Below are 20,754 nucleotides of genomic sequence, written 5' to 3'. Positions count from 1 at the left end.
CGGTGTGCGACGGGGCCGGTGCACGACGGCCGCCGGCCCGGCCGGCGGCGACCGAAGCAGGCACACGGCACCCTCGGTGCCGGCAGCCGTCCGCGGAGCGGGCGGCACCGACGAGAAAGGCAGCCCTTCATGAGCGACATCTCGGCGACGTCCTCCGGGACGTTCACCATCGGCGGCGAACTGGAGGTGAACCGGCTCGGCTACGGCACCATGCAGTTGACCGGCCCCGGCGTGTGGGGACCCTTCCCCGACCAGGGCCGGGGCGTGCGCGTGCTGCGCCGCGCGGTGGAACTCGGCGTGACGCTCTTCGACACCGCCGATTCCTACGGTCCCGACGCGGCGGAGGAACTGCTGCACAAGGCCCTGCACCCGTACCCCGAGGACGTGGTGATCGCCACGAAGGCCGGCCTGACCCGCCCGGGTCCGGGCCAGTGGCGGCCCGACGGGCGGCCCGGCTACCTGCGGCGGCAGGCCGAGTCCAGCCTGCGCCGGCTCGGCCTGGAGCGCGTCCCCCTCTTCCAGTTGCACCGTGTCGACCCCTCCGTGCCCTTCGAGGAGCAGATCGGCGTCCTCAAGGAGCTGCGCGACGAGGGGAAGATCGCCCACGTCGGGCTCTCCGAGGTCGGCGTCGAGGAGCTGGAGCGGGCCCGGGCGATCGTGCCGATCGCCTCCGTGCAGAACCTCTACAACGTGGCGCAGCGCGACTCCGAGGAGGTCCTGCGGTACGCGGAGGCCAACGGCATCGCCTTTCTGCCCTGGTTCCCGCTGGCCACCGGGCAGCTCGCCAGTCCGGGCGGCCCGCTCACCCGTGTCGCGGCCCGGCTGGGCGCCTCGCCGTCCCAGGCGGCCCTGGCCTGGCTGCTGCGCCGTTCGCCCGTCGTGCTCCCGATTCCCGGCACCTCGTCGGTGGAGCACCTGGAGGACAACGTGGCGGCCGCCGCGCTGGAGCTGTCGCCGGCCGATTTCGAGGCCCTGAGCCGTCCGTTCACGCGGGGCTGACCGCGAGCCCCGCCCGGTGCACCGTCCGCGGCCTTCCCGGCCGTGGGGTGTGCCCCCGGCCCGGCGGGCACCGTTCCGGCCGGCATCGTCCCTCGACTTCGGAAACGACCGGCCCTGTTCACCGCGGTCGGCAGCGCCCCACGGGTGCTGACCGGCCGCGGCTCCCCACCCACCCTTCCGTTCAAGGAGCCCACCATGACCGAATCGACAATCCAGCGCCCGACCGTCGCCGTCGCGTACCACTCCGGCTACGGACACACCGCGGTACTGGCCGAAGCCGTCCGGCGCGGCATCGTCGGAGCCGGGGCCGACGCGGCCTTCGTCGACGTCGACGACATCGGCGAAGGACAGTGGCAGGAGCTGGACGACGCGGACGCGATCATCTTCGGCTCCCCCACCTACATGGGCGGCGCCTCGGCCGGCTTCCACGCCTTCGCCGAGGCCACCAGCCGCCGGTTCGTCGAGGGACGCTGGGCGGACAAGCTCGCCGCCGGCTTCACCAACTCCGCTTCCAAGAGCGGCGACAAGAGCAACACCCTGGCGTTCTTCGCCGCCTTGGCCGCCCAGCACCGGATGCTCTGGGTCAGCCTGGGCCTGGCTCCCGGCTGGAACAGCACCACCGCCTCGGAGGACGACCTGAACCGTCTCGGCTACTGGGCCGGGGCGGGCGCGCAGACCCCCATGGACGGCGCGGTCGACACCGTCCACGCCGCGGACATCGCCACGGCCGAGCACCTGGGCGCGCGGGTGGCCCGTCACGCGGCGACGATGAGCGCCGGCCGCCACGCCCTCACCGTCGCCGCCTGATCCCGCGCGGGGCCTGCCGCGTCAGCGGCCCCCCACCTGCCCGCTGTCGGGACAACTGCCACGAGGAGCACGAGGGGACGGTGCGAAGCCCTCCGCGGTGACACCCCCGGTACCTCGGCCGGCACCGTCCGGCCGCACGGCCCCACGCCCGAGGGCCGTGCGGCCGGGCGGGCCCCTGGCGCCCCGGAGCGTGGCGATCGCCGTCCTCGCCCCTCTCGGCAGGCGCACCGTCCGGACCGCCCGCACCCGGTCCGAGGCGGCCGGCACGCGGTGTGTGAGCGGGAAGGGGCGACCGCCGGGGCAAGGCCGCCGTCCTCTCGCCGCCACGGCGGTCAGCGAAACGCCGACCGGGCCCGGAGCGGCGCCGCCGCGGAGCGGGTGGAGCGCGTGCGCCGTCCGGCGAGCGGCACCACGACGCGCCCGGCGCCCCTCCGTGCGACCCTGGTGGCGCCCGTCCGGCGCCGGGCCTCGCGCGCCAGCTCCGACGCGTACGCCAGGACCAGGGGGTGTACGTCGTACACGTCCGGCCGTACGGGCGTCAGCAGCCGGGCGCGCACCAGTTCGGCGACGGCCGCGGCGGCCGTCCGCGCCGCCATCGGGGCCAGGCGCGCCAGTTCGCCGGTGCTCAGCTCTCCCTGCCGCCGCGGCAGGGCGCGGAACAGCCGCGCCGCGTCGGGCCCCAGGGCGCGGTAGGACCAGGAGAAGACGGTGCGCACCGCGTTGCCCCGGTCCTCGTCGCTGAATCCCTCCAGGCCCTCTCCGGCCGCCGCCAGCCCGTCGGCCATCCGCCGCAGCGGCACGTCCGGGTAGGCCGCGGCACGGGCGGCCATGACGCCCACGGCGAGCGGCAGCCGTCCGCAGTGCTCGACGATCTCGGAGACCGCGGCGGCGTCCATGCCGGTGCGTCCGGTGCCCGCTCGCCGGACGAAACACCTGGCCGCCTCCTGCGCGGAGGGGACGTCGAGCGACACCAGCCGGGCTCCGTTCATGGTGGCGAGGTTCGTCAGCCTTCGCCGAGCGGTGATCAAGACCATGCACCGGGACGAGCCGGGCAGCAACGGCCGTATCTGCGCCGCGTCGTGGGCGTTGTCGAGCACCACCAGCACCCGCCGCGTGGCCAGCACGCTGCGGAACAGCGCGGCTCTGGAGTCCGTCCGCGCGGGGATACGGGCGTCGTCCACGTCCAGCGCCGTCAGGAAGCCGGCCAGCACCTCGCCCGCTTCCGCCGGGCCTCCGGCCGAGGCGAAGCCGCCGAGGTCGGCGAAGAGCTGGCCGTCCGGGAAGCGGGCGGCGATCCGGTGGGCCAGGTGTACGGCCAGGGCGGTCTTGCCGACACCGGCGATGCCGTCCACGGCCAGCACGCGCGGTGCGCCGTCCCCGGCCGCCGCGAAGCCCGCGGCCTGCTCCAGGACACCGGCGCGGCCCGTGAAGCAGGGGAGGTCGGCGGGCAGTTGGGCGGGCACCGGGTGCGGTGCCGGCAGGTCCGGGCGGGCCTGCCGTGGCGTGGCGGAGGCCGCCGGCCCGGCGTGCACGGACGGGGGCCGGATCTCCCACGCCCCGCGCAGGATCCGGTCGTGGGCGGCGCGCAGTTCCCTGCCCGGTGACATGCCCAGCGCGCTCTTCACGTCGGTGCGGAAGCGGTGGTACAGCGTGAGTGCCTCGGCCTGTTTGCCGTCCGCGGTGAGCAGGAGCATCAACTGGGCCAGCAACCGCTCGTCGAACGGGTGCCGTTCCACCACCTGGCGCGCGGCCAGGAGGACGGCGCCGGGCCGGTCGCAGCGCAGGGCGGCGGTCGCGGCCGCCGTCACGGCGGCGACGTACTCGTGGTCCACCGCGGCGAACAGCGGCGGGGCCGCGTCCGCGGGCACGACGTCCGCCGCGCACCGTCCCCGCCACTGCTCCAGCGCCGCGCCGAACGCGTCCACCGCCTCGCTCGCGTCCTGTGCCGCGCGGGCCCGCCGGACCAGGTTCCGGAAGGCCGCCAGGTCGAGTTCGTCCGGCCCGACCCGCAGCAGGTAGCCGCCGGCCCGTCTGAGCAGCCACCGTCCCGGCGCGCGGGCCGGCAGCCCCGGTTCGAGCAGGCGCCGCAGCACGCCCACGTACCGGTGGACGGTGTTGGCCGCGCTGCGGGGCGGGTCCTCCTCCCACAGCAGGCCGACGAGTTCCTCCAGGGACACGGGGCGTCCGGCCCGGGCCAGCAGCGCCGCCAGGACGAGTCGCTGCTGGCGTGGCCCGGCGGGCAGTTCGGCACCGGCCGCCCACACCCGCACCGGGCCGAGGACGGAGAAGCGGACGCCGTTCGCGGCGGTGCCCCTCTCCCGGGCCGGTCCTCCGGCGGTCGCGCCCATCGGCTGCGTGATCATGACAGTCTCCGCTCGTCGCTCCCGCACCGCCCGCCGCACCGGGGCTCCGGCGGCCGGGCCCACCGTAGGGCGGCGGCTCCGGGGCGCGCATCGGTCGGATGACTCGGGTCCGGGGCGCTCCGGGACGCCCCGAAGAGACAAGTCATGTGACCGATGCGCGACGGCGGCTTCCGGACGACGCTGGATCACGACGGCCCTCGACCGGAGTCCCCGGGAGGCCCGTCCGGTTCCCACTCGCAACACCTCTGAGGAGTACACGCCGATGATCGGTTCCGAAGGCGCCGTGGAGGACGCCGACCTGCTCGTGATAGGCGGCGGCAAGGCCGGCAAGACCCTGGCCATGGACACCGCGCGGGCCGGCCGCAGGGTCGTCATGGTCGAACGCGGCATGATCGGCGGCACGTGCGTCAACGTGGCGTGCATCCCGACCAAGGCGCTGGTCACCAGCGCCCGGCTGGCCCGCCGCGCGGCCGCGGCGAGGTCGCTGGGGCTGAACCTGGACAAGCCGGAGGTCGACCCGCGGCTGCTGCGCTCCCACAAGGAGGGCGTGGTGTCGGAGATGGTCGACCTCAATCACCGGCAGTTCCTCGACAGCGGGATGGACCTCGTCCTGGGCGAGGCCCGCTTCGTCGCGGAGCGGACGGTCGAGATCCGCCTGAACGACGGCGGGCGCCGCGTGGTCCGGGGCGCCGACGTCGTGATCAACACCGGGACCGTGCCGTACCTGCCGCCCGTCCCCGGTCTCGCCGAGGCCGGAGTCCTGAACAGCGAGACGATCCAGCGGCTGGACCGCCTCCCGGAGCGGCTGGTGGTGATCGGCGGCGGTTACGTCGGCCTGGAGTTCGCGCACATGTTCGCCGCTTTCGGCAGCCACGTGACCGTGATCGACCACAGCCCCGCCCTGCTGCCCCAGGAGGACCCGGACGTCACCGAGGTCCTCGCCGAGTGCCTGCGCCAGGACGGCGTGGAAATGGTCGGAGGCGTCACGGTGAAGGAGGTCGCGCGCGAGGAGGACGGCATACGGCTTCTCCTGGGCGACGGCCGGTCCCTGATCGCGGACGACGTGCTCGCCGCTACCGGCCGCAGCCCGGTCACCGCCGAGCTGGGCCTGGACGCGGCCGGGGTACGCACCGACGAGCGCGGCTTCATCCGGGTGGACGACCGGCTGGCCACCGACGCGCCGCACACCTGGGCCGTGGGCGACGTGGCGGGCAGCCCGCAGTTCACCCATGTCTCCCTCGACGACTACCGCGTCGTGAAGGAGAACATCGCCGGCGGCACGCGCAGCACCTCGCGACGGCTGGTCCCCTGGAACCTGTTCACCGACCCGGAGCTGGCCCGCGTGGGCCTCACGGAGAAACAGGCCCGCGCCACCGGCCGGAACATCCGCGTCGCCAGGCTCCCCGTCAAGGCCATCCCCCGGGCCCGTACGCTGCGCGACACCCGGGGCGTGTGGAAAGCGGTCGTGGACCGCGACACCGAGGAAATCCTCGGCGTGGCGCTGCTCGGTCCGGAGTCCTCCGAGGTCCTGACCGTGGTGCAGACCGCGATGTGGGCGGGGATGCCCTACACCGCGCTGCGCGACGGCCTCATCGCCCACCCGACCATGGCCGAGGGGCTGAACGCCCTCTTCGCCTCTTGGACGGACTGACGCGGGACGGACCGACAGGGGACGGGCCGACGCGAGACGGACCGACACCGGACGGGGCCGGCCGCGGGCCCATGGCGCGTGGCCGCCCCGTCCCGCGGTGTGCCGCCTTCCCGGTCGGCCGAGCTTCTCACGGGACGGATCGCCGGTGACGCCGGAAACGACCGGCCCCGAGGGCCGGCCCGCCACCGGCTCCGGCCGTACGACGGGCAGCCGAACCGGTCGCCGGCGGTCCTCCTTCGCGTCGGCCGTGCCACTCCCGCGGAAGCCGCGTGCGTCCACGCCGCCGAGGAGGAGACGGCTCGGTCCGGTGCCTGCTCGTCACCGCCGCGTGGCGAGGAAGCGGTCGGCCGCCTCCAGGGCCGGCAGGCCGTCCACATTGATGAGGCTGTCGATCTCCTCGACACCCTCGTTGCCCAGGTGGAGGGCGTTCAGTTCGGCGACGGCGGCGGGATCGATCCGGCCCAGCGCCTCGCGGGTGATCACGGGACTGGCACCGTCCACCGTCCCCAGCAGGCCCTTCGGTTCGGCGAGCGCCCGCAATTGGTGCAGGCGGTTCAGGTACTGGGGCCGCCACAGCGGGACGACGAACCATTCCCGGTCGGCGACGCCCCGGTCGACGCGGGCGGTGAAATCGCTCTCGCCGCCCGGCACGAACGCGTACCCCGCCCGGTCCAGACCGTACGCGCGCACCATCCGGGCGGAGAAGCGGCTGATGCCGGCCCCGGGGTTGATGCCCTGGATGGCGGTGGTCATACGTGTCGCCACCTCGGGCCGGAGCAGGTCCGCGACCTCGCTCACCGCCTCCTGGGGAACGTAGGGCGGTACCGCCCAGACACAGTACGGCTCGTACTGCGGTGCCAGCACGCGGACGCGGTCGGCGTACCGGGAGAGATAGACGTCGTGGCTGGACGGCAGCCAGGCCGACACCAGGACGTCCACCGCGTTCTGTTCCTGGAGCCGGAACACGCGCTCGTGCGGTGCCTCGACGCCGCGGACCCGATGGCCGTGCTTCTCAAGCACGCGCCGGGTGACCGCGGCGACCGCCCGGTGAAAGGACAGCGCGATGTTGCCCACGGTGACGGTGGCTTCGGGTCGGTACTCGGACATGGGGTCCCCCCGGCGGTCTGGTGATCGTGGTGTTCGCGGCACCCCACGATGCTGTCCAGCCGCGCCCCATAAGTCCAAGTCATGTTTTTCATCGGGCCCATATGCTGGGCACATGGCAACATTGCGGCAACTGGAGTATCTGGTGGCGATCGTGGACGAAGGCTCGTTCACCCGGGCCGCCGAGCGGCTGAACGTGACGCAACCGGGGCTCTCCCACCAGTTCCAGGCTCTGGAGCGCGAGGTCGGCGGCCCGCTGCTGGAACGCCTGCCGCGCGGGGTACGGCTGACGCCCGCCGGGCGGTCCATGGTTCCGCACGCGCGCGCGGCCCTCGCCGAAGCGGGCCGGGCCACTCTCTCCGCCCGCCGCGCGGCAGGTGTCTCCACAGGGGAACTCCACCTGGCCACGCTGTACTCCATCAGCTCGGGCGTGCTGCCCGCCGTCATGGGACTGTGGCGCCGGCGGCACCCCGGCGTCCGGGTCCGCCTGTTCGAGCACCGCAGCGCCGACGACCTGGCCCAGGCCATGGCCGCCGGCGTCGCCGACGTGGCCGTGGGCCCGCTGCCCGACCGCTGGGAGGGCACCGTCCGGCACCTCGGCACCGAGGAGTTCGTCGTGGTCACCGCCGCCGACGACCCCCTGACCGGGCGGGGCCTCGCCCCGCGCGTGCGGCTGGCGGACCTCGCCGACCGGGCGTGGGTGCACTTCACCCCGGACAGCGGTCTGGCCCAAGTCCTGGACTCCGCCTGCGCGCAGTCGGGTTTCCGGCCCCGCATCGCGGTCCGCACCGAGCAGGCGGCGTCCGCCGTCGCCTACGCCGCGGCCGGGCTGGGCCCCGCGCTCGTGCCGGCGAGCAGCGTCCCCCGGCACTTCCCGGAGGCGGTCCTGCGCCCGGACCCGCCGGTCGCCCGGGTCCTCGCCGGATACACCCGCACCGGCCCGGACCCCGTCGCCGCCTCCTTGCTGGACCTGCTGGAAGAACACGCGGCGCTGATGCCCCGGCACGTGGCCCGGCGGCTCGGCCTCCGGCAGACGTCCTCCTGACGACAGGGCTCGGCGCCCTCCGCGGCCGGCCGGAGGCGGGGAGCGCCGGCCGCCCGCCGGTGACCACCCGCGACGACCACTCTCACGCGCTCTCCGTTCCGTCGCCCGCCGTGCCGAATCGCCGGGCGGTGTGCGGTCGCCCAACGCACGAACTCCGGCACACCCCAGCGGTCACTCAACGCACGAACTGGTTGTGGAGTGTGGCATCCAGGAATAGGGGTTTCTCGTGGGGATGTGCCCACGGCCGGCTCATGTGTCCGTTCCTTCGCACGGCTGGCCCCCACCCCACCTGCCGATGCCCGGCCGGGGGGTGCCGTGACTCGGTGAGCCATCGGCCCGCGAGAGTGTCCCCGGGCGCGGTGGAGGGAAGGCGGAAGCGCGGCATCGCGCCTTTCCGGGCCGGTCAGGTGCCCCTTCGGCGGACGGCGTGGCGTCGGGGTGGAACGCCCACGCGTCCGGTCCCGGTGACGCGTCCCGGCGCCCCGCCGTCTCCGGTGAGCCCGGCCCGAAGGCGGGCATGTGGCCTCCGGCAGCGCCCCGTACGAGTCACACGTATGAGGAGCAGTAGGATGCGACACTGCTGGGTGCGGCAGCACTGATGATGAGCGACTGCGGACCGTCGCACGTCCGGAGGTCCCGAGAAGTAGGTACGTGCACGTGATCGGGCGGGAATCCCAACTCCAACAGCTATCCGACCTCATCGAGGCGGCACGAGAAGGACGCGGGTCCTCGGTGCTGGTGTACGGCGAAGCGGGGATAGGGAAGAGCAGCCTCGTCTCCGCGGTCGTCGACGCCGCGTCCTCGTCGGGCTTCCAGGTCCTCTCCTGTCACGGCGTTCGCGGTGCGGGCGCGGCCGGCTTCGAGGGGCTGCACGAGCTGCTGCTCCCCCTCCTCAACCGGATGGACGCCCTGTCGCCGCGCCAGCGCACGGCCCTGGACGTGGCGTTCGGGGCCGAAGGCGAGCCGGCCGACCGTCTCGTCACGGGGCTCGCCGCGTTCGGGTTGCTGGAGGAGGCGGCGGCGAGCGGCCCCCTCGTGGTGGTGGTCGAGGATCTGCACTGGCTCGATCTGTCCACGGCGGACATCATCACCTTTCTCGCCGCGCGCATGAGCGTCATGCCGGCGCTGCTCCTGGCCACGAGCCGAGCCGATCGCGTCTACCCCGACCGGAGTCCGCGCTTCAAGCATCACCTGCCGCTGGCGCCGCTCGGTGACGAGGACGCGTTGGAGCTGATCGCCCTGCTCGCGCCCGAACTGACGATGCCTCAACGGCACCGGCTGGTCGAACGCGCGATGGGCAACCCGCTCGCCCTGACCGAGTGGTCGACCAGTCCTTCGTGGGTCGAGGGCGCGCCTTCGGCCGAGCGCGGCCGTGTCCCGATGGGCAAACGCCTGGAGGACTCGTTCCTGGCCGAGGTCACGCTGCTGCCGCGGGCGACGCAGCGCGCACTCCTCGTCGCCGCAGCGGGACAGGATTCCGGCAGCCACGAAGTGCTCGCCGCGGCCCGCAACCTGGGCCTGGACCAGAGCGACTTCGCACCGGCCGAGACCTTCGGGCTGATCACGCTCCGTGGTGGCACCTTCAGGTTCCGCCACCCGCTGGTGGGTTCGGCGGTGTACGACAACGCCGACTCCGCCATGCGGTCCCGCGTGCACACCGAGCTGGCGGCGGTCGTCGTCGACGCCGCACGTGCCGTCCAGCACCGGGCCGCGGCGGTCACCGGCTGGAACGAGGACGTCGCCGCCGAACTCGAAGAACTCGCCGTGGCGACCGGCCGCCGCGGCGCGCGGACCGAAGCTGCCGCCGCCTGGCGGCGCGCGGTCGCGCTGACCCCGGCCCCGGGGGAGCGGGCGCGGCGCACGGTGATGGCGGCGGAAGCCGCGCGGCAAGCCGGCGCGACGGCCGACGCCGTCGCCCTGCTCGCCGAGGCCAGGCCTCCCGCCGACGACGAGGCCTCGGTGATGCAGTTCGCCCGTACCGAATGGATGCTCGCCAGCACCAGCACGACACTTCCGGACCGGGGCGGTGACGAGCTCATCGCGCTGTCGCGGACACTCGGCGACCCGGACGACCGGGTCGAGGTCCTCGCGTGGGCGGCGGTGCGCAGCTACACCCGGCAGGACTTCTCCGCCGAGACCATGGCGGCGGTGGCCGACGAACTCCGGCGGCCCGGCATCGCCGTCACAGAGCGGCAGCGACTGCTGCGGAGCATCGGCCTGGCCCTGATCGGCTCGACGGATCGGCTCATGTCCGTCGAGAAGGCGTTGTCGATCTTCCAGCGGCAGGTGCGCGAGACGGACGCGACCCTGCTGAACTGCCTCGCGTTCGCCTTCGAGGACGCCCACGACCTCGCCGGCGCCGAACGTGTCTGGAGCGCCGAGGTCGACATGTTCCACCGATCGGCACGGACGAGCGATGAGACGGTGGCCCTCTCCGGGCGCGGCACGGTCCGCATGAACGCCAACGCGATCGCCGCCGGCCTCGCCGACTGCGAGCAGGCACTGCGCCTCAGCTTCGATCTCGATCTGTCGGTGGTCGGTGCGATCTGCGCGGCGGGCATCGCACGCGCACGCGCGTGGCGCGGCGAGCACGGACCGGCCGCCGCCGCGCTGGAGACCTGTACCGGACTGTCCGGGCCGACCCCTTTCGCCAGGGTGTCCGCCATCGCGTCCTGGGCGTCGGCACAGCTGGCGGCGAACGAGGGCCGCTTCGAGGACGCGGTCGTCCACTTGCTGAGGAGCGTCGAGCATCCTCCCATCGGCCTCTGGGCGGGCGGCGACCTCGCCGAAGCGGCCGTGCGGGCCGGCCGGCCGGAGGCCGTGGGGGGCTGGCTCGACATGGCGACGGCCGCTCTCGCCTCCAGCGGCTCCGACCATCTCGCGATGCTGGTCGAGCGGACACGGGCACTGTTGGCGCCGGCAGACGAGGCACGCGGCCACTTCGAACTGGCGATCGCGCACGGTGAGCGGTCCGCCACGCCCCTCGACCTGGCCAAGACCCGGTTGTTCTTCGGCGAGTGGCTACGGCGCGAGCGCCACATCGTGGAGGCACGCGGCCACCTCTCCGCGGCGCTGCACGTCTTCACGTCCCAGCACACGTCGCCGCTCGCGCGGCGGACGGCACGGGAGCTGGGCGCCGCCGGCAGTGTCCAGCCGGCACAGCCGCCGCGGGCCTTCGACCCCGCCACCGTGCTCACCGCTCAGGAACTGCACGTCGCCCGGCTGGCCGCCCAGGGGTACTCGAACAAGCAGATAGCCGACCAGCTGTACCTGTCCCACCGCACCGTCGGAGGGCACCTTTACAGCGCTTACGCCAAGTTGCACATCAACCGGCGATCGCAGCTCGCGACCGTCCTCGCGGCCGCGCTCGACTGATCCGCGGCACCGCCCGCGTCCGTCGGCGGTTCGCCCCCGGCACGTGTCACCCGGCCCTTGGCGCCCGTCGTCCGTGAGGTCTCGCTGACGGCCTCGGGTGCCGTTCCGGGCCGGGCGGTGTCCGGACCGGCCCGCCTCCACCACCGCCCTGCCGACAGGGCACCAGTCGTGCCACCGACGGCTCCCGCCGCCGCGCCCGCCCCGGCGCCCCGCACCCACTCATCAGTCGGCTCGGAGGGCAAGGCGTATTCAGGTCGAATTACCTAGGGCTCTTTCCGGCCGCGTTGCCTAGGTTGGGACCCCTTCCGTCCCTTGTGTCCGTCGGCCCACGGTCGCCGACGCGCTCCACCCGTGCGACCGCGCGTACCGGACGGAAGGCACCATCGTCTCGCCCCGAGGAGGCCGGCATGAGGCCAGTCGCGTTCACCGTCAGTGCGGTGATCCCCCCACAGGAGCACCCGCCGCGTACGGCGGTACGGCCGCGCGGCCGGGACCACGCCCTCACGGCGGTGCGCACGGCCCTGGCCAGGGCCTCGAACCGCGGCGGCACCGCGCTGGCCGTCCGGGGCGAGAGCGGCAGCGGCAAGACCACGCTGCTGCGCTGGGCGGCCGGCACGGCGGCCGGCGCCGACGGGCGGGTGCTGCGGGTCACCGGTCGCCCCGGGGCCGGTGCGCCCGCGTACGCGGCGCTCCGCTCGCTGACGGCTCCTCTCCTCCGCGCCCCGGAGGCCCTGCCGCCCACCGTGCGCTCACTCCTGCCGGACGCCCTGCGCCACCACACGGACACGGGCGACGAGACGCCCGTGTGCTCGGCGCTGTGGCAGACGCTGGCCGCGGTGGCAGGCCGGCGTCCGCTCCTCCTCGCCGTCGACGACTGGCAGTGGCTTGATCCGGCCTCCGCCAGGGCCCTGGCGTTCCTCGCCCATCGGCTCGACGGGACCCGTGTCCTGCTGCTGGCCGCCGCCGAGGGGCCGGAGCCGTTCCCGTTGACGGACTGCGGCGTAACAGAGCTGCCCCTGACGGCCCTCGGCGACGAGACGGCGCGGCAGGTGCTGTCGGACCGTCATCCGCGGTTGTCCGCCGACGCCCGGACCGCCGTGCTCGCCGCGGCGGAGGGCAACCCCCTCGCGCTGGTGAGCCTTCCCACGGGACTCACCCCCGAGCAGCGCGCGGGCCGGGCCCCGCTGCCGGACCCCCTGCCTCCGGGAGCGGCCCTGGAACGGCGCCTGGGCCGCCGGTTCCGCGCGCTGCCCGCCGGCACCCGGGCCCTGCTGGCCGCGCTGGCCCTCATGGACGAGGACGCCGAGGCCGGGGACGTCGCGTGGCTGGCCGACGCGCTCGGGTACGGCCTCGACGCCTTCGGCCCGGCCGAGGAGGCGGGACTGGTCTCCTCGGGCCGGGTGCCCCGCTTCGTCCGGAGGGTCCACCGGTGCCTGGCCCACGCCACCGCGCCGGCCGCCGTCCGGCGGCGGGCGCGGCACGCCTGGGTGGAACTCGGCCTGGCCCGGCTCGGTGGCGGCCGGCCGGGAAACGGCCCGGCGGGCCGGGACGAGGACGGGGTGGCCCGGCTGGAGGCGCTGGGCCGCGCGGCCGTGGCGGCTCGGCGCTGGTCGACGGCGGTCACGGCGTTCCGCCAGGCCGGCGAACTCGGTCCCGCTCCCGTGGAGCGCACTCGCCTCCACACGGCCGCGGCGTCCGCCGCCGTGTGCGGTGGCCGGCCGCGGCTGGCCCTCGCGCTCACCCGGGAACCGGCCGTCGGCCCGGCCCCCGCCACGGCACGCGCGCTGCGCGCCGTTCGCGCCACCACGCTGTTCGACGTCGCCTTCCACGCCGAGGAGAGCTTCCGCGACCTGTCCGCGGCGCTCGACGCGGGACCGGTCGCCGGGGCCGACGTGCGGGACTGGGCGGCGTTCCAGCTGGCGACGCTGAGCCCGCTCACGCACCGTTCCGCCCCCGCGCGGGCGGCGCTGCGCGCGCTGCGGCCGTCCGCCGGCGCCACCGATCCGCTGCGCCTGGCCGTGACCGCCTGCCTGAACCCGGTGGCACGGGCGCGGGACATCCGGGAGGGACTGTCCGTGGCCGCCGCCCGGGCGCTGGGGACGCCCGACGGCGACCCCCACGAGCTGACCTGGCTCGCGGACGCGGCGTGGCGGATCGACGACATCGGGTTGAGCGGTCGTCTGCTGGCCGCCGCCCTGCGGCAGTCGGGCACCGGGGAGAAGAGGCACCTGCCCCACTGCTGGGAACTGCGGGCCGAGCTGATGACCGCCGAAGGACGCTGGGAGGAACTGCGCGACCTGGTGGCGCGACGGACGGCGCGCAGCGGTGCCGAGGGGCCGGGTCGGCATGCCGTCGCCCTGAAGTCCCGGTTGCTGCTGGTCTGCGCGTACCAGGGCCGCCGGGAGGAGGCGGGGGAGTTGGCGGACGAGATCCGGCGGTGGGCCCGGGCCCACCACTCCGCCCACCACGCGCGTCTGGCCGAGTACGCGGCGCTGCTGCTGGCTCAGGGGGGCGACGCCGCGCGGACCGGCGGACCGGGAATGCCGGGCGGCGCCGCCCGGCCGTCCGGTGCCGACCCGTGCCTGGACACGGTCACCCGGCAGGCACACGCCGTCCTGGTACGCGGCGCCCTGCTGCGGGACGACCACGAGGCGGCCCGCGCCCACCATCAGCGCGCGCAGCGGGACGGGCTCGCTCGTTTCTCCGGCGAGGCGACCCTGCTCGTACGGCACGGCCGGGCGCTGCTGGCCGCGTACGCCGACGAGTCCGACGCCGCCGAGCTGTTCGGCCTTGCCGAGGAGGCGGCCACGGTGTCGGCCCGTCCGTTCGACCGCGCTCTGCTGGCTTTGGACCACGGCATGTGGCTGCGCCGTCGGCGCGAGCTCTCGGCCGCGCGCACCCGCCTGCGCGCCGCCTACGAGACGTTCGGCCGCCTCGGGGCGACGCCCTGGCAGGACCGGGCGCGCACCGAACTGCGGGCGATCGGGGCACCGCCGCCCGGCACGGCACGGTCCGCCACCGGCGCGGGCACCGCGTTGTCCGCCCACGAACGGCGCGTCGTGCGACTGGCCGCCTCCGGATTGTCCAACCGGGAGATCGCGGACCGGCTGCTGGTCTCGCCGCGGACGGTCGCCTCGCACCTGTACAAGGTGTTTCCCCGGCTGGGCATCAGCTCGCGCAGGGAACTCCAGGGCGCCCTGCTCGGCGGCGGTGATCTCCTGTGATCGCGGACGTCGACCCGTCGCCGGCTCCCGTGATCGGTCGCGCCGCGGAACTCCGGGCGGTCGGCGGCTTCCTGGACCGGGCGCGGGTGTCGGGCGGCGTCATGTCGGTCCACGGCGAGCTGGGCAGCGGCAAGTCCGCGCTCCTGGAGGAGGCGCGGCGCGGCGCCGAGACCGCGGGGTACTCCGTCGTGCGGCTCCAGGGGCGCCGGACCGAGGCCGCACTGCCCGGCGCCGGCCTCACCCAGCTCCTGCCCGTCCCCGTCCTCCCCGCCCGCGGCCCGTCCGCGGCGGGCACCGCGGCCGAGGCGCTCGACCGGCACGCCTTCCCCGGGCGTCCCCTGCTGGTGACCCTGGACGACGCACAGTGGTTCGACGGCCTCTCGCTCGACGCACTGCTCGGAGCCTGCCGCGGTGCCGGCCGGGTGCCCGTGGCGCTGCTCCTGTCGAGCCGCCCGGTGCCGCACCGCGGCGCACGGCACCTGTCCGGACCCGCACCCGATCTCCTTCTCGGTCCGCTCGCCGTGGCCGACGCCGAGCGGCTGCTGCGCCGCCACGGCCGGGATCTGCCGCCGCCGCTGGCGGAACGCGTGCTGCGGGAGACCGGGGGCAACCCGGCCGGAGTGGTGTCCGTCGCGAGGCTCCTCCGGTCCTCTCCTCCATCGGCCGAGGTGCTGCTCGCTCCGCGGCTCCCGCTGGGAGACGTCCTGCACGCACGGGTGAGCCGGCTCCTGGAGGGCGTACCGGGGCCGGTGCGCGACTTCCTGCTCCTGGCCGCCGTGGCGCGCACCGACCGGCTGGACCTGCTGCGCGAGGCCGCCGGGACCATGGGAACGGCGGACGGCGCGCCGGAGGCGGCCGAGGCGCGCGGACTGCTCACGCAAACGTCCGGGAGGGTCCGCTTCGTCCATCCGCTGCTGCGCTCGGCGGTGTACTGGGACGCCTCGTCCGCGCGGCGGCGGCGAGCGCACCTGGCGCTGGCCGGGCCGGCGGAGCCGAGCGCGTACCAGCGGGCGCTGCACCGTGCCCTGGCCTGCGCCCTTCCGGACGAGGCCACGGCACGGGAACTGGAAGACGGCGTGCCGCGGGGACTCCCCGAGGCCGGCGCGGTCCACGAACTGGCCGCCGACCTCAGTCCGCGGCCGGCGGACCGGGCGCGCAGGCTGGTCGCAGCCGCGTGGGCGGCCCAGGTACGTGATCGGACGGAGGAACTGCGGCGGCTCATGTCCCGCCTCACCGCTCTGTCTTCCGACCAGGACCCCGCGACCGCCGCCGCGCTGGCGGCGCGGCCTGCCCACCGGGACGACGGGGGGCCGGCCCGCGCGCTCGATCCGCTGCCGTGCCACGCCGGAGGGCCCGTCCCGGCGTGGCCGCCGTCGGCCGCCGGTGCCGTTCCCGACTCCGGCGCGCCGACCGCGACGCGCTCACCGGGCGCCCGGCCGGAGGCCCCGGTCCCGGACACGCCACGGCGCGCGGAGTGTCCGTCCTCGATGTCCGCGCTGTGCTGGGCCGACCGGGCGGCCCACGCCGACCGTGGCCGGGCGCTGCTGGCGACGGCCGGCGCCGCGCCCCGGCGGGGTCGGTTCCCCCTCGACCCGGCCCGTGACGCCGCGCTGGTCTCCGTGGCGACGGCGCTGGACGACCCGCGCGCCGCCGCGCGCCTGGGCGGCGCCGTGCTGGAGTCGCTGACCGGCCTCGGGTACTTCGGCACCGCCCGGACGGTCCTGGCGTACCTGCAGATCGCGCACGTACACCTGGGGGACCGGGCCGGGGTGCTGCGCGACGCGGACACCGGCGAACGCTGGAGCCGCGCGGCGGGCGATCCGCGGGCCGCGGCGGTCTTCCGGTGCGGTGTGGCGCAGGTGCGGGCGTGGGAGGGCACGGAGGAGGGGCACCGGGCGTTCACGGACCGCGTCCTGGCCTACGCCCTCCCCCGCCGTCTTCCCCTGGTGGCGGCCCGTGCCCGCTGGGCGAGGGGGCTGATGGCGCTCTCGCACGGCAGGCCGGAGGACGCGTACGAGGAGCTGCGGATGCTGTCGGACCCCGACGGCGACGCGCGGCACCCCGTGGTGGCGGCCTGGGCGCTGGGCGATCTGGTCGCGGCCGCGGTCGCCTCCGGCAGGGAGGGCGACGTGCGGGAGCACGTGCGGCGGATGGCCGGGACCAACCGGCTGCTGCGGTCGGCCCCGCTGGATCACCTGCTGGCCCGGTCGCTGGCGCTGCTGGGCGACGGCGACGGACCGGAGGAGCTGTTCACCCGGGCGCTGGCCGTGCCGGGGGCCGAGGCGCTGCGGTACGAACAGGCCCGTACGCGGCTGGCGTTCGGCGAGTGGCTGCGGCGGCGGCGACGGGTTCTGGAGGCACGCGATCAGTTGCGGCGCGCCCGTGACGCCTTCGCGTCGGTCGGCGCGGACGTGTGGGTACGGCGTGCGGACTCCGAACTCCTGGCGGCCGGGCAGGCGTCGCACCCCAGCCGGGCCGAGGCGGAGCTGGGGCTGACACCCCGCGAGGCCGAGGTCGCCCGGCTGGCCGCGGAGGGCCTGAGCAACCAGGGCATCGGCTGGCGGCTCGGCCTGACCCACCGGACGGTCGCCAGCCATCTCTCGCGCGTCTTCGCCAAGGCCGGGGTGACGTCGCGCAAGCAGCTTCCCGCCGTGCTCCGGAGGTGACCGGTGGCCGCCGCGCCGAAGCCCTCCGGATGCCAGGCTCCCACTCGGGCGGGGGTACGGGGAGACCCGTGCGGGGCCCGCGGGTGCCGTCACGTATGCCGGAGAGGGGCGTGCGGCAGCACCTGAGCCGCGGCACCCGTCGAGCGACCGGTCGGGCCGTCGTGAGACACGTGTGCGTTGAGACGAGTGTGCCGTTCGGCGGTTCTCCCTCGCCTGCTTCGTCCGGCGGGGCATGCGTCGCATTGCCGCCGGGTTCGCGGCGGACGAATCGGTCGACGGCACGGCCGGGGTGGGTGACAGCCTCGCCGTCGCGGAGCTCGGCCACGGAGAACGGGACGTCGTCGCCCCAGCGCGGGAAGTCGGCGAAGACCCGGCCCGACCGGGACACCGGGGCACCGGGACACCGGCACACCGGCACACCGGTGGGCATCGCGCCGTCGAAGGTCGCGACGGTCTCCAGCCGGGGAGGGCGGCCGTCCCGTGGACCGGAGCGGGCCGCGGGACGGCGAGGCGCCGGCCGCCGCGGCCCCTCCGGCCACGAGGGACGGGCCGAGGACAGCTCTCCGGCCCGGTCCGGTGCGCGACGAGGCGAAGGGTGCGGGGCGAGGGTGACTCCTGTTGTCCTCGTTCGCCCTCGCGACCGGAGGAGCCGCGAGGTGTCGGTCGGTGCCCGCCGAGTCGGCCGCGAGCGGCCGTGTCGCGCTTCCGCCGGACGACCGAGCGCCACGGCCCGTGTGACCACCGGGACGCCCGCGGTCCGCGAACTGGCCGTCCTACACCTCCAGTTCGGCCAGCCGCTCGATCTCGATGCCGCCCACGGTCAGGGTGTCCGCCAGCTCGGCGAAGGCCCGCAGATGAGCGCTGACGGAGTGGGCGCGCAGGTGTTCCTCGCTCTGCCACACCTCGTGCATCACCAGCAGGCCCGGGTCGTCCAGACCGTGGTGCGGCAGGTAGGTGAGGCAGCCGTCCTCGCGGCGGGTGGCGGCCACCAGGGCGGGCAGCGCGTCTTTCAGTTCCCGCGCCTTGCCGGGGCGTGCCTTCATACGGGCGATGAGGACGATGGGTCCGGTGGTCCGGCCGGTCATGGGCCTCTCCTTCGTGAGGTGGTGCGTAACGGAAAGCCGGAGCAGGGGTCAGGCCAGCCGTCCGCCGCCGTCCACGTGCAGGACGGTGCCGGTGACGTAGGGGTTGTCGATGGCGAACAGCACCGCGCCGACGAGGTCGTCCGGGGTGCCGACACGGCGGGCGGGGTTGCTCGCGGCCACCGACTCCAGGAACGCCCGCTTGTCCTCACCGAGCCTGTCCCAGGCGCCGCTGTCGACGATGCCGGGGGACACGGCGTTGACACGCAGCGGCGCGATCTCCACGGCCAGGGCCTGGACCAGGAAGGCGAGGGCTCCGTTGGTGGTGGCCATCACGGTGCGTCCGGGGGCCGGCCGCCAGGCCGCCACACCGGAGAAGAAGGTGAGGGAGCCGCCCTCCCGGGCTTGTCCGGCCAGGTGCTTGGCGAGGAACAGGGGGCCGATCACCTTGGCCGCGAACGCCCGCTGGACGTCCTCGGGCACGAGTTCGGACAGCGGCCCGTTGGCCGGTACGGCCGCCGTGGACACGAAGTGGTCGAAGGGGCCGGCCTCGTCCGCCAGGTGCGCTATCGACGCCTCGTCGGTGATGTCGAACCGGACGGTGCGGGCCGTGCCCGGCAGTTCGCCGGCCGTCCGCTCCAGCTTGGCGAGGTCGGGGCCGGCCAGGACCAGTTCGGCGCCCTCGGCGGAGGCCGTCACGGCGAGGCGGCGTCCGATGGCCGAGCCGGCCCCGACGACGACGAGACGCTGTCCGGCACGCTTGTGGGTGTTGCTCACGGGAAACTCCTTCGACGGGAACCGGCTTCGATCCGGTGTGAGGCCGGTGTGAGGGGGCGCGATCAACTCTCGTCGTCGTGCGGCGATGAGGCCAATGCTTGTTTGTGTCGCGATCCATAAGGTGTGCGCATGGCGGATGCACGCACGGCAGGTGTGCACATGGCAGGTGTGCGCACGCAGTGCACGGCGGGCGGGCACCACGCCGTTCCGGGCGGAGCGGGTGATCCTTACGACCTCGCAGCCGGAGGGCTCCAGCAGACGAGACGCGCGACGCCGGACCCCACGGCTCCGGCTCCCACGACGACCACGCGCTTGCCACGTGGTCGTCGTGCGAACGGCCGGGGCCCGGTTGCCCGCCCGCTGCCCGCGCGCGCATCGGGGCGGCCCGCCGGCCGAGGCCGGCAGCAGGGTCACCGCCGGCTCCCCGGTCGCCTCGGCGTGCCCACCACGCCCGGTGCACAGCCGGCCCCCGGCGGCAGCAGGTCCAGGCGCGGGGTCAGGTGGTGGTGGCCGGAGCCGAGTGTCCGCAGCACCTCCAGACCGCCCCGGCTCGTAAGTCATCGGACGGATTCCCGCGCCGTCCCGCGCCGCCAGGCTGGACCCGTGTTCGGCGCCGCGCCCGCGGCCCGACCGCCCCGGACCCGCCGGCCTCCCGCCGGCCCGGCCGGGGCCCCGCACCGTCGTGGAGGGAAAGAGACATGCCGTTCATCACCGTCGGCCAGGAGAACACCACCGACATCGAGCTGTACTACGAGGACCACGGCACCGGCCGGCCGGTCGTCCTGATCCACGGCTACCCGCTGGACGGACACTCCTGGGAGAAGCAGACCGCCGCCCTGCTGGACGCCGGCCACCGCGTCATCACCTACGACCGCCGTGGCTTCGGCCGCTCCTCCCAGCCCACCACCGGCTACGACTACGACACCTTCGCCGCCGACCTCAACACCGTGCTGGAGACCCTCGACCTCCAGGACGCCACCCTTGTCGGCTTCTCGATGGGCACCGGCGAGGTCGCCCGCTACCTCGGCACCTACGGTTCCGCCCGCGTCGCCAAGGCGGCCTTCCTCGCCTCCCTGGAGCCCTTCCTGCTGAAGACCGAGGACAACCCCGAGGGCGCCGCCGACCAGGCCTTCTTCCAGGGCATCTCCGAGATGGTCAAGAGCGACCGCTACGCCTACTACACCGCCTTCTTCCGCGACTTCTACAACCTCGACGACAACCTCGGCACCCGTATCGGCGAGGAGGCCGTCCGCAACGGCTGGAACACCGCCGCCTCCGGTGGCGCCCACGCGGCCGCCGCCGCGCCCCTGTCCTGGCCCACCGACTTCCGCGACGACATCCCCAGGATCGACGTGCCGGCCCTGATCCTGCACGGCACCGCGGACAACATCCTCCCCATCGACGCGACCGCCCGCCCCTTCCACAAGGCCCTCCCCCACGCCGACTACGTCGAGATCGACGGTGCCCCCCACGGCCTGCTGTGGACCCACGCCGCCGAGGTCAACGAAGCGCTCCTCGCCTTCCTCGCCAAGTGATCCTGTGCCGGTGCCGCTCCCCCGAGGCGGGGGCGGCACCCGCCCCCCACCCGATCGGGAGTGCACACCGCTGTACAACAGTCACCGGTATGGCAAGCGCGGTTTGGGGGGTGGGGGTGTTTAGGT

Annotated in this window: 12 protein-coding genes; 8 read left to right on the top strand and 4 right to left on the bottom strand. The window is 75.0% G+C overall.

All coding sequences use genetic code 11. The annotated features are described in order from the left end of the window. Window positions 1-129: 129 nt before the first annotated feature. Both ABZX96_RS34935 and ABZX96_RS34930 read left to right on the top strand, forming a co-directional pair. Window positions 130-999, top strand: coding sequence for an aldo/keto reductase (locus ABZX96_RS34935; protein ID WP_355552576.1), 870 nt, complete (start codon window positions 130-132; stop codon window positions 997-999). Window positions 1,000-1,194: 195 nt separating this feature from the next. After that, window positions 1,195-1,806 carry a flavodoxin family protein gene (locus tag ABZX96_RS34930; protein ID WP_355552573.1) on the top strand — a complete coding sequence of 204 codons (612 nt, stop codon included), beginning with the start codon at window positions 1,195-1,197 and terminating at the stop codon, window positions 1,804-1,806. 332 nt (window positions 1,807-2,138) lie between these two features. Here ABZX96_RS34930 and ABZX96_RS34925 read toward each other — a convergent pair whose 3' ends face one another. Next, window positions 2,139-4,169 carry a BTAD domain-containing putative transcriptional regulator gene (locus ABZX96_RS34925; RefSeq protein WP_355552571.1) on the bottom strand — a complete coding sequence of 677 codons (2,031 nt, stop codon included), beginning with the start codon at window positions 4,167-4,169 and terminating at the stop codon, window positions 2,139-2,141. Between the two features lie 262 nt (window positions 4,170-4,431). On the opposite strand from ABZX96_RS34925, the gene ABZX96_RS34920 reads away from it, so the two are divergent. Then, window positions 4,432-5,820 carry an FAD-dependent oxidoreductase gene (locus ABZX96_RS34920; RefSeq protein WP_355552568.1) on the top strand — a complete coding sequence of 463 codons (1,389 nt, stop codon included), beginning with the start codon at window positions 4,432-4,434 and terminating at the stop codon, window positions 5,818-5,820. Window positions 5,821-6,138: 318 nt separating this feature from the next. On the opposite strand, the gene ABZX96_RS34915 is transcribed toward ABZX96_RS34920, so the two are convergent. Beyond that, window positions 6,139-6,927, bottom strand: coding sequence for a glycine betaine ABC transporter substrate-binding protein (locus ABZX96_RS34915; RefSeq protein ID WP_355552565.1), 789 nt, complete (start codon window positions 6,925-6,927; stop codon window positions 6,139-6,141). Between the two features lie 112 nt (window positions 6,928-7,039). Between ABZX96_RS34915 and ABZX96_RS34910 the strand changes: the two genes are divergently transcribed. The 4 genes from ABZX96_RS34910 to ABZX96_RS34895 all read left to right on the top strand — a co-directional run bounded on the left by ABZX96_RS34910 (window position 7,040) and on the right by ABZX96_RS34895 (window position 17,234). After that, window positions 7,040-7,969 (top strand): LysR family transcriptional regulator, encoded by a 930-nt coding sequence (locus tag ABZX96_RS34910; RefSeq protein ID WP_355552563.1) that lies wholly within the window; start codon window positions 7,040-7,042, stop codon window positions 7,967-7,969. Between the two features lie 651 nt (window positions 7,970-8,620). Continuing rightward, window positions 8,621-11,344, top strand: a complete 2,724-nt coding sequence (locus ABZX96_RS34905) for an AAA family ATPase (protein WP_355552560.1) — start codon at window positions 8,621-8,623, stop codon at window positions 11,342-11,344. 407 nt (window positions 11,345-11,751) lie between these two features. Next, entirely contained in the window at window positions 11,752-14,568 is a 2,817-nt protein-coding gene (locus tag ABZX96_RS34900; protein WP_355552557.1) for an AAA family ATPase, read from the top strand. Further along, a complete protein-coding gene (locus tag ABZX96_RS34895; RefSeq protein ID WP_355552554.1) occupies window positions 14,565-17,234 on the top strand; it encodes a LuxR C-terminal-related transcriptional regulator in 2,670 nt (889 codons plus the stop codon). Before ABZX96_RS34900 ends, ABZX96_RS34895 begins: the two co-directional genes overlap by 4 nt. 773 nt (window positions 17,235-18,007) lie before the next feature. Here the strand turns inward: ABZX96_RS34895 and ABZX96_RS34890 are convergent. After that, window positions 18,008-18,319: a putative quinol monooxygenase gene (locus tag ABZX96_RS34890; RefSeq protein ID WP_355552551.1), complete on the bottom strand. Its 312-nt coding sequence runs from the start codon at window positions 18,317-18,319 to the stop codon at window positions 18,008-18,010. A gap of 48 nt (window positions 18,320-18,367) precedes the next feature. Beyond that, a complete protein-coding gene (locus ABZX96_RS34885; RefSeq protein ID WP_355552548.1) occupies window positions 18,368-19,093 on the bottom strand; it encodes an SDR family oxidoreductase in 726 nt (241 codons plus the stop codon). A 698-nt stretch (window positions 19,094-19,791) separates the two neighbouring features. On the opposite strand from ABZX96_RS34885, the gene ABZX96_RS34880 reads away from it, so the two are divergent. After that, the gene (locus ABZX96_RS34880; RefSeq protein WP_355552545.1) at window positions 19,792-20,628 is read left to right on the top strand and encodes an alpha/beta hydrolase; all 837 of its coding nucleotides are present in this window, start codon (window positions 19,792-19,794) and stop codon (window positions 20,626-20,628) included. Window positions 20,629-20,754: the final 126 nt, after the last annotated feature.

Origin of the sequence: Streptomyces sp. NPDC003077 (genome assembly GCF_040611095.1) — a bacterium.
In the GTDB taxonomy this organism is placed as follows: Bacteria; Actinomycetota; Actinomycetes; order Streptomycetales; family Streptomycetaceae; genus Streptomyces.
This window is presented reverse-complemented; position numbering and strand designations above follow the sequence as displayed.